10 protein-coding genes are annotated in these 8,369 nt (G+C 67.4%); 9 read left to right on the top strand and 1 reads right to left on the bottom strand.

Annotation, left to right across the window (positions count from 1 at the left end):
- Nucleotides 1-330: 330 nt before the first annotated feature.
- From rpmH to JHY01_RS05585, 8 genes are all read left to right on the top strand, one after another.
- A complete protein-coding gene (gene rpmH / locus JHY01_RS05550) occupies nt 331-468 on the top strand; it encodes a 50S ribosomal protein L34 (RefSeq protein ID WP_091053947.1) in 138 nt (45 codons plus the stop codon).
- A 57-nt stretch (nt 469-525) separates the two neighbouring features.
- Complete coding sequence (gene rnpA / locus JHY01_RS05555) at nt 526-951, top strand: ribonuclease P protein component (protein WP_205324607.1); 426 nt, start codon at nt 526-528, stop codon at nt 949-951.
- Nucleotides 948-1,286, top strand: coding sequence for a membrane protein insertion efficiency factor YidD (yidD, locus tag JHY01_RS05560; protein WP_205324608.1), 339 nt, complete (start codon nt 948-950; stop codon nt 1,284-1,286). The genes rnpA and yidD overlap by 4 nt, the downstream gene beginning before the upstream one ends.
- Nucleotides 1,283-2,407, top strand: coding sequence for a membrane protein insertase YidC (gene yidC / locus JHY01_RS05565; protein ID WP_374199494.1), 1,125 nt, complete (start codon nt 1,283-1,285; stop codon nt 2,405-2,407). The genes yidD and yidC overlap by 4 nt, the downstream gene beginning before the upstream one ends.
- A 92-nt stretch (nt 2,408-2,499) precedes the next feature.
- Nucleotides 2,500-2,994 (top strand): protein jag, encoded by a 495-nt coding sequence (locus JHY01_RS05570; RefSeq protein WP_374199495.1) that lies wholly within the window; start codon nt 2,500-2,502, stop codon nt 2,992-2,994.
- 106 nt (nt 2,995-3,100) lie between these two features.
- Nucleotides 3,101-3,697 (top strand): 16S rRNA (guanine(527)-N(7))-methyltransferase RsmG, encoded by a 597-nt coding sequence (rsmG, locus tag JHY01_RS05575; protein ID WP_240192416.1) that lies wholly within the window; start codon nt 3,101-3,103, stop codon nt 3,695-3,697.
- Nucleotides 3,698-4,122: 425 nt separating this feature from the next.
- Entirely contained in the window at nt 4,123-5,202 is a 1,080-nt protein-coding gene (locus JHY01_RS05580; RefSeq protein ID WP_374199496.1) for a ParA family protein, read from the top strand.
- Nucleotides 5,203-5,205: 3 nt separating this feature from the next.
- Entirely contained in the window at nt 5,206-6,288 is a 1,083-nt protein-coding gene (locus JHY01_RS05585) for a ParB/RepB/Spo0J family partition protein (protein ID WP_205324612.1), read from the top strand.
- A gap of 558 nt (nt 6,289-6,846) precedes the next feature.
- On the opposite strand, the gene JHY01_RS27215 is transcribed toward JHY01_RS05585, so the two are convergent.
- Nucleotides 6,847-7,422: a GNAT family N-acetyltransferase gene (locus JHY01_RS27215; RefSeq protein WP_205324613.1), complete on the bottom strand. Its 576-nt coding sequence runs from the start codon at nt 7,420-7,422 to the stop codon at nt 6,847-6,849.
- 236 nt (nt 7,423-7,658) lie between these two features.
- Here JHY01_RS27215 and JHY01_RS05595 point away from each other — a divergent pair, with 236 nt between their 5' ends.
- On the top strand, nt 7,659-8,276 hold the full coding sequence (locus tag JHY01_RS05595; RefSeq protein WP_307814262.1) for a hypothetical protein: 618 nt from the start codon (nt 7,659-7,661) through the stop codon (nt 8,274-8,276).
- Nucleotides 8,277-8,369 lie beyond the last annotated feature (93 nt).

The raw sequence follows: 8,369 nt of genomic DNA on the forward strand, positions 1-8,369 counted from the left end.
CCACGATTCGCGAAGAGTTATCCACAGGCAGCTCGCAAGCCTCGCGGCACTCCTGCACAGGCGCGGATCGGGCGCGCGGCGCCTGTGGATTGGACGGTCCGCACGGCGGACGCGCCGCAGCCACCCCGCGGTGGCGACGTTCCGGACCCGGCGAGTAACATGAGCGAGTTGCCCTCTCGAACCAGAGGGGCATGCCACACCCGCCGTCCGCGGCGGGGGCCGCGCGTGAATGCCCTGCTAGGCTGTTCTCCGCGTCCCCGTAGCCCCGATCCGGGGCTGGGCCCGAGGCCCGGCGCAGCAGCAACTTATTCGTAATGGGAGACATCCGTCGTGAGCAAGCGCACCTACCAGCCGAACAACCGCCGTCGCAAGCGCACCCACGGCTTCCGGCTGCGCATGCGGACCCGTGCCGGCCGCGCCATCGTCAACGCGCGCCGCAACAAGGGTCGCAAGCAGCTGACCGTCTGAGCGCTTGCCTCCCGGTCCCTTGCAGGCTCTAGGGGCCTCGATGAGGACGTGATCCAAGTGCTTCCAGCCGACGCGCGCATTCGCAGCCGCCAGGACTTCGGTTCGGCGCTCAAGCGAGGCCGCCGCGCCGCCCGCGGCGGCGTCGTCGTGCACTGGGCACCTGCGACAGTTCAGACCGAAGACCAAGCGGCACCGCCGCCGACACCGCCCGCCGCCGATGCGAACCGCACGGCGCGGGCGGGTTTCGTCGTATCCAAGGCAGTCGGGAACGCCGTGGCCCGGAACAAGGTCAAGCGCCGCCTCCGCCACGCCGTCGCCGCCGAACTGCCGCACTGGCCCCCCGGGACCGACGTCGTCGTGCGCGCCACCCCCCGCGCCGCCGAACGCGACTTCGCCGAACTGCAGCGGGACCTCACCGAGGCCGTGCAAGCGGCCCGCACCCGCAAAGCGAACCGTGCGAACGATCGCCGGAGCACGCCATGACGCACGCCGCGGCCGAGCCGGCCCCCACCCCGGTCCCGGCTGAAACCCCTTCTCGCGGCGGTGGAAGCCTCGCGGCGCGAGTGGTCGCCGCCCCCGTGATCGCGTACCGTCGGTGGCTGAGCCCCGCGCTACCCGCCCGCTGCCGCTTCTACCCCAGTTGCAGCGCATATACCCTTGAGGCGCTGTCCCGGCACGGCGCTGCACGTGGCATATGGTTGAGCCTGCGACGGCTGGGACGGTGCCACCCCTTTCATCCTGGGGGTCATGACCCCGTACCCCCACGGCATGACCACGATTTGAGTTCGAAGACTGAGCAGACTGGAGTCCGCAAGTGATGGAGTGGGCCTACGACGGCGTGTCCTGGGTGCTGCTGAGATGGCATGACCTCTGGACGAATGTCTTCGGCAGCGACAACGGCTTCCTGGACACCGACTGGGCCTGGGTCCTGGCCATCATCGGCGTCGTGCTCACCCTGCGCATCATCCTCTTCCCGCTCTTCGTGAAGCAGATCCAGTCGCAGCGCGCGATGCAGAAGCTCGCCCCCGAGATCAAGGCGCTCCAGGAGCGCTACAAGGGTGACCGCGAGACGCTCCAGAAAGAGATGATGGAGCTGTACCGCAAGGAGAAGGCCAACCCGCTCATGGGCTGCCTTCCCATCCTCATCCAGATGCCGGTCTTCCTGGCGCTGTTCCACGTCCTGCGCCGCCCCGACCCGACCCAGCAGAAGTTCACCGAGTCCTACGGCTGGACCGGCATCGACGCGGGCCCGCTGTCCGACTGGAACTCCTACGTCCACGCGAAGCTCTTCGGCGCGCCGTTCTGGAGCACCTTCCTCACCCCGGGCAGCGAACTCGAGAAGGTCGGCTCCTCGGCGCTCGACGTCAAGCTCGTGGCGGGCGTCCTCGGCGCGACGATGATCCTCACGACCTTCCTGACCACGCGTCAGATGATCCTGAAGACCGGCTGGAACGAGGACCCGAACCAGCGGATGATCCAGAAGGTGATGCTCTACGGCATCCCTGTGATCATGATCTTCTCGGCCGGCGCCTTCCCCATCGGCGTGGTCATCTACTGGACCGTGAACAACCTGTTCTCGCTGGGACAGCAGCAGTTCGTGCTGCACAAGTACCCGCCGCCCGCGCAGAACTCCGCGACGAAGCCGCCGAAGCCCGGCTCGAAGGCCCACGAGAAGATGCTCGAGGAGCAGCGCGAGCAGGAGCAGCGCCGCAAGGAGCTCGCCCCGAAGCCGGGATCGAAGCCGAAGCCCGGCGCGAAGTCCAGGCCGAGCGGCCCGAAGAAGCCTGAGACCGTCGCCGGCGCGAACGGCTCGGAAGCGCCGAAGTCCGAGGCCAAGGGCGGCCCCGGTTCGGGCAAGAACCTCTCACGGGCGGAACGCATCGCACGGGCCAAGAAGGTCAGCGGCGCGCAGCAGGCCTCCAAGAAGAAAAAAGGCTAGGGAGACGGTCCCGCGGCTGCGCAGGCGCCGCCGGATCAGCCACAATGGTGCAAACTAGGCTTAAAACGAGCGATAGAGACGAGTTGGCAATTATGGGAGCAACGGTGCGGGAGGACGAGGTGGCCTCCGAAGACGACCTGTTTGAGCAGAGCGAAGTGGCGGCCGACTACATGGAAGGCCTGCTCGACATCCTCGACCTCGACGGGGACATCGACGAACTGGTGGTCGGCGACCGTCCTCAGGTCGAGATCGTCGGTGAAGACCTCAACGGACTGGTCGGCCCCAAGGGCCAGACCCTCGAGGCGCTGCAGGAGCTCTGCCGCCTCGCGGTCTACCGCAAGACCGGCGATCACTCACGCCTGATGCTCGACATCGGGGGCTACCGGGCCGGGCGCCGCAAGAAGCTCGCGGAGCTGGCCGAGAAGACCGCCAAGAAGGTCATCGACTCCGGCGAAGTGGTCAAGCTGGACCCGATGAGCGCCTTCGAACGCAAGTGCGTCCACGACGTCATCAACGCCACCGACGGCGTCCAGAGCGAGTCGGAGGGCGCCGAGCCGCGCCGCCGGGTCGTCGTGAAGCCGGAATAGGACTGAGCAGGAAAACATGACTGAGGAGCCGACGGGCTCCGAATCCGCCGAGGCCAATGTTTCACGTGAAACATTGGCCTCTGTGTTCGGAGCCGACGAAGAGCGCATGGCCCTGGCCGAGTCCTACGTAGGACTGCTCTCGACCATCGGGATCGAACGCGGCCTGATCGGGCCGCGCGAAGTGCCGCGCCTGTGGGGGCGGCATGTGCTGAGCAGCGCCGTGGTCGAGGAGCTGATCCCCGAGAAGGCCGACGTGCTCGACGTCGGTTCGGGCGGGGGTCTGCCGGGCATCCCGCTCGCGATCGCACGGCCGGACCTGTTGGTCACGCTCGTGGAGCCGATGCAGCGCCGCGTGGACTTCCTGACGGAGGTCATCGAGGCGCTCGGCATCCAGAACGTGGAAGTGCTGCGCGCCCGCGCGGCCGAGGTGGACCCGAAGGGCCAGGCGGACATCGTGGTGTCCCGTGCGGTGGCCCCGCTGGCGAAGCTGGTCGGCTGGTGCCTGCCGCTGGCCCGTGTGGGCGGCGCGATGCTGGCCATCAAGGGACAAGGCGCCTCCCTTGAAGTGACCGAGAGCGGCGGACTCATCAAGCGAGCCGGCGGCGGCAAGGCCTCGATCCTCACCTGCGGCGAGTCCAAACTGTCGGAGCAGGATGAGTTCACCATCCCCGCAACGGTAGTGAAGATCGAGCGGATCCGCTGATCCGGTCCCGCAACCGCTTATTTCCGCCCCGAATTCGAATAACCTTGTACTGCAACGGATGCCGTGATGAGACGATCATCGCGGCATCCGTTCTTGTGGTTTCCACGCTTTGCGCTCGGCGGACTCCGCAGCGTTCGGATAGTGTATGGCTCGTAAGCTTCTCCGAGCAGGGTCATGTTTCACGTGAAACATCCGGCCCGTAGTCTGTGGCGGTGAACGTGCGCGACCCCCTTCCCTCTGAAGATCGTGAACACCAGAACTCCCTTGGCGGCGATACCCCGGCCGAACGGCGCATTAGAAACCTCCTCGATGCGGCCGTGAACGAGGAGGCGCCTCCGACTCGGCGGCACCGCTATCGAGAAACTTCACCGGCGCAGGGTGGCGCAGCCCCGGCCTTCGGCCAGGGTGGGCCAGAATCGGTGACGATGGAGTCCGGTGCGGATGGCGGCACACTGCCGGAGGCCCGGGCTGACAACGGGGGAGAGCGGGACGGGATGCCCAGAGGCACATCGCAGCGAGGCCGTTCGGGTCGGCATTTGGCACCGGACGAGGCGGCCAAGAACGGCCGAGTGAAGACCGAGGCGCCGGTGCCCACGCAGCCCGACGCTCTGGATGACGACCTGCCGCTCGCGCGCGAAGCGCAGCGGGCCGTCCGGGTGCTCAATCCTTCAGGGAGCGTGACGATGCCGCGGCCGCCGCGCCGCCGGGTCATCGCGATCGCCAACCAGAAGGGCGGGGTCGGCAAGACCACCAGCACCGTGAACCTCGCGGTCGCCTTGGCGTTGCACGGGAACCGGGTGATGGTCATCGACCTCGACCCGCAGGGGAACGCCTCCACCGGTCTCGGTGTCGAGCACGGTGCGGGCACGCCGAGCGTGTACGAGGCCGTCGTCGAAGGAATGTCGCTCGACGAGATCGCGACCCCGGTCGACGGGATCCCCTCGCTGCTCTGCGTTCCGGCGACGATCGACCTGGCCGGCGCCGAGGTCGAACTCGTCAACGTCGTGGCCCGCGAAGGGCGCCTGGAGAAGAGCATCGCGACCTTCAGCGGGGAGCTCGACTACATCTTCATCGACTGCCCGCCGTCGCTCGGCCTGCTCACGGTGAACGCGCTCGTGGCCGCCGAGGAGGTGCTGATCCCGATCCAGTGCGAGTACTACGCGCTCGAAGGACTGGGCCAGCTCCTCAGAAACATCGAGCTCATCAAGGCGCACCTGAACGCGCGCCTGCGCGTCTCCACGATCCTGCTCACCATGTACGACAAGCGGACCAAGCTCGCCGATCAGGTGGAGCAGGAAGTGCGCGGGCACTTCAGCGAGATCGTGCTCGACGCGGTCGTGCCGCGAAGCGTCCGTGTCTCGGAGGCTCCCGGGTACGGGCAGTCGATCATGACGTACGACCCCGGCTCGCGGGGTGCGACGAGCTATTTCGAAGCGGCCGAGGAGATCGCGCGCCGCGGCGCGAAGCTCTCCCGGCGCGGCAAGAACCAGAAGGGCGGAAACTAGTCGATGGCTGCGGCGAAACGCGGAGGACTCGGTCGCGGACTGGGGGCGCTCATCCCGACCGGTCTGGCCGAGACCACGACGACCGAGGAGGAGCCGGAAGCGGCTCCGGCTCCGGTCGCGGCGCCCCGGCAGGCGGCCCCGAAACTGAGTAGCAACAACCGGGGCGATGTTTCACGTGAAACATCGACTCCGGCTCAGGTCGTTGTTTCACGTGAAACATCGGAGGGACCTGAACTCGTCCCGGTTCCGGGAGCGAGCTTCCAGCTCATCCCGATCGGGGACATCGGCACGAACCCGAAGCAGCCGCGTCAGATCTTCGACGACGACCATCTCGCCGAACTCCAGACCTCGCTCACCGAGGTCGGGATGCTCCAGCCGATCGCGGTACGGGAGCGCACGGCTGAGGAGCCGCGCGAGGACGGCGCACGCTTCGAACTCGTCATGGGTGAGCGGCGACTCCGAGCCGCGACGGCACTCGGCTGGGAAGCGGTCCCGGCGATCGTCCGCCGCACCGCCGATGAGGAATTGCTACGCGAAGCCCTCCTCGAGAACATCCACCGCGTGCAGCTGAACCCGCTCGAAGAGGGCGCGGCTTATCAGCAGCTGCTCGAAGAGTTCAACGTGACGCAGGAGGAGCTGTCGAAGAAGATCGGCCGCAGCCGCCCGCAGATCTCGAACATGATCCGCCTCCTGGGCCTGCCGCCGACGGTCCAGACGAAGGTCGCCGCGGGCGTCCTCACGGCCGGCCACGCGCGGGCGCTGCTCGGCCTCGACAGCGCGGACTCGCAGGAGCACATCGCCGAGCGGATCATCAGCGAGGGCCTGTCGGTGCGCAGCACCGAGGAACTCGTGACGGCGAACCGCTTGGAGGAGAAGCCGGAACTCGACGAGCCGCGCAATCCCTCCGCGCGAAGCGCGAAGGACCGCATCAAAGCGCCAGGGCTCGAGGAGCTGAAGGAGCGCCTGTCGGACCACTTCGAGACGCAGGTGACGATCTCCTGGGGCCGCAAGAAGGGCAAGATCACCATCGAGTTCGGCTCGCTCGCCGACCTTGACCGGATCGTCGAGCAGATCGGCGTCGAGTAACCCCTGCGATTGACGAACACACTGCGGCCCAAAGGATCTGAGATCCGGAGGGCCGCATCTCGTTCCGGACCGGAGCCGAGGGCCCCGAAGCCGAGGATTCTGGCTCCAGGCGGGAGCGGAGACCACGGTGGCGCGGGCCGGGGGAGTGGCCTGCAGGCACGAGCCGGTAGTCGAGGGCGTTGCTGCCGGCGCGGGGTTGGCGGGCGGAGTTGGTTGGACGGGTTGGTTGGACGTGCGGCGGTCCCGCCGGCACGGCGGTATAGGGCATGCCCCTTCCCACCCGCATCCACCTCCGCCCAACCGAAGAAATGAGACGACTCTCCCACACGGGTACGACATCGGTTCCCAGCGCAGTTCGCGGGCATGATGTCGGTGCGCCTCGCGCCTCGCGCCTCGCGCCTCGCGCCTCGCGCCTCGCGCCTCGCGCCTCGCGCCTCGCGCCTCGCGCCTCGCGCCTCGCGCCTCGCGCCTCGCGCCTCCTTGGACGTGGCGAAGCGAAAAGCCGGGGCGATGTTTCACGTGAAACATCGCCCCGGCTTCTTCGGCTTGGTCGCTCTGCTAAGAGAGCTCTCGCCACATGATGATGTCGTCCCGGTAGTCGTCGTCGGCCATGCGCACGGCGCGCGGCAGACGACCGACCTCGGTGAAGCCGTGCCGCCGATAGAAGGCGTCGGCACCCGTGCCCGAGCGGACCTTGAGGCTCAGCGCCTCGAGCTTCAGCTCTTCGCGTGCGACTTGATCGACTGCCGCCAGGAGCTTGCCACCGAGACCGCCACCCTGTCGGGAAGGGTCGACCTGAACATGGCGGATGGTCCGCCAGCCCTGGCGCGGCGGGCTGTCGTTTGATGTGAGAACACACCAAGCGACAATGGCGGCTCCTTCCTTTAGAGCGACCAGCGTGTCAGTCTGGTCGATCACTCGCGCGAGAATGGAAACGGTGTGAGGGCGAACCTCTTCGATGTTGACCGGCGGCACGAACCCGACGGAACCGCCGGCGTTCGTCACTCTCACCCAGAGATGGCTGAGTTCGTCAACGAGCGCGGCAGTCACCGGGGGGTCCACGAGCACGGCGATAGCGTCGCCCGAAACGGGCGACGCCTCCGGCGTGGAGCTATCAGTAACTGTTGCTTGCACGCCTTCCAGCTTGCCCTACCGACCCGCTCGTCCGACAGTCCCTTCCCGCCATATGGGCGCACGTCACTATGAGCCTCGAAACTCATACTCTGTCGACGATTGCCCTGCTTCACGCACTAAATGTCAGTCCACTATCGGGTGTCGATCCTGCGACGCGCCGCGTAACCTCGTGGAAATCTGCCGAAAGGTCGATTCCGACTGTTTCCAGTCTCGCATCCATGCGGTATTTTTCGATGGTGGCATCCGCGAGTACCCCCGGCCCGAATTCCAAGCTCGACCTGACGAACCAGAGCCGTCAACACCCGAATCCGCCCGCGAACGGCGTGCGCCCGACCCTGCCCCCATTCGTCGACTGGCCCGCCTTCCCGTTCGAAGGCGAGCTGCGCATCAAACCCCTGCAGGAACCGGTGGACGCCGAGCCGCCGCGCCGCGGCGACCGCCAAGAGCAGTGCGCCGCCTGCCACACCCCCGACACCGCCTACCTCTGGTCCAACGAGCGGTGGCGTCTCAAGAGCCCGCCCGCGCCCAGCGGGCTTCCCGTCGTGGTGATCCTGGAGCCGCGCGCTCACCTCGACCTAGGGGACCTCTCGACCATGCACGCGGCCGAGCTCGGCGTGCTGACGGTCCGCTTGGAGCGGGCGATCCGCTCTCTCGAATCGGTCGCTCAGGTCCACGTGAACCGCTGGGGCGACGGCACCGCGCATCTCCAGCAGTGGTTCCTGGCCCGCCCGCACGGCTACCTCCAACTGCGCGGGCCGTTCATGACGATGTGGGACGAGATCCTGCCGCCGGTCGAAGAACACGAGTGGCAGATGAACCTCGAGTACATCGCCGCCTGGCTCTCCGACGACTGATGCCGGAACGACCTGAGGGGTGTCGATGTTTCACGTGAAACAACGCCACCCCACAGGTGGTGGGTGGGCGCGGGATACGGGGGGCGGGGGGCG

The organism is Glycomyces sp. YM15 (genome assembly GCF_016918015.1).
Classification (GTDB): domain Bacteria; phylum Actinomycetota; class Actinomycetes; order Mycobacteriales; family Micromonosporaceae; genus Glycomyces.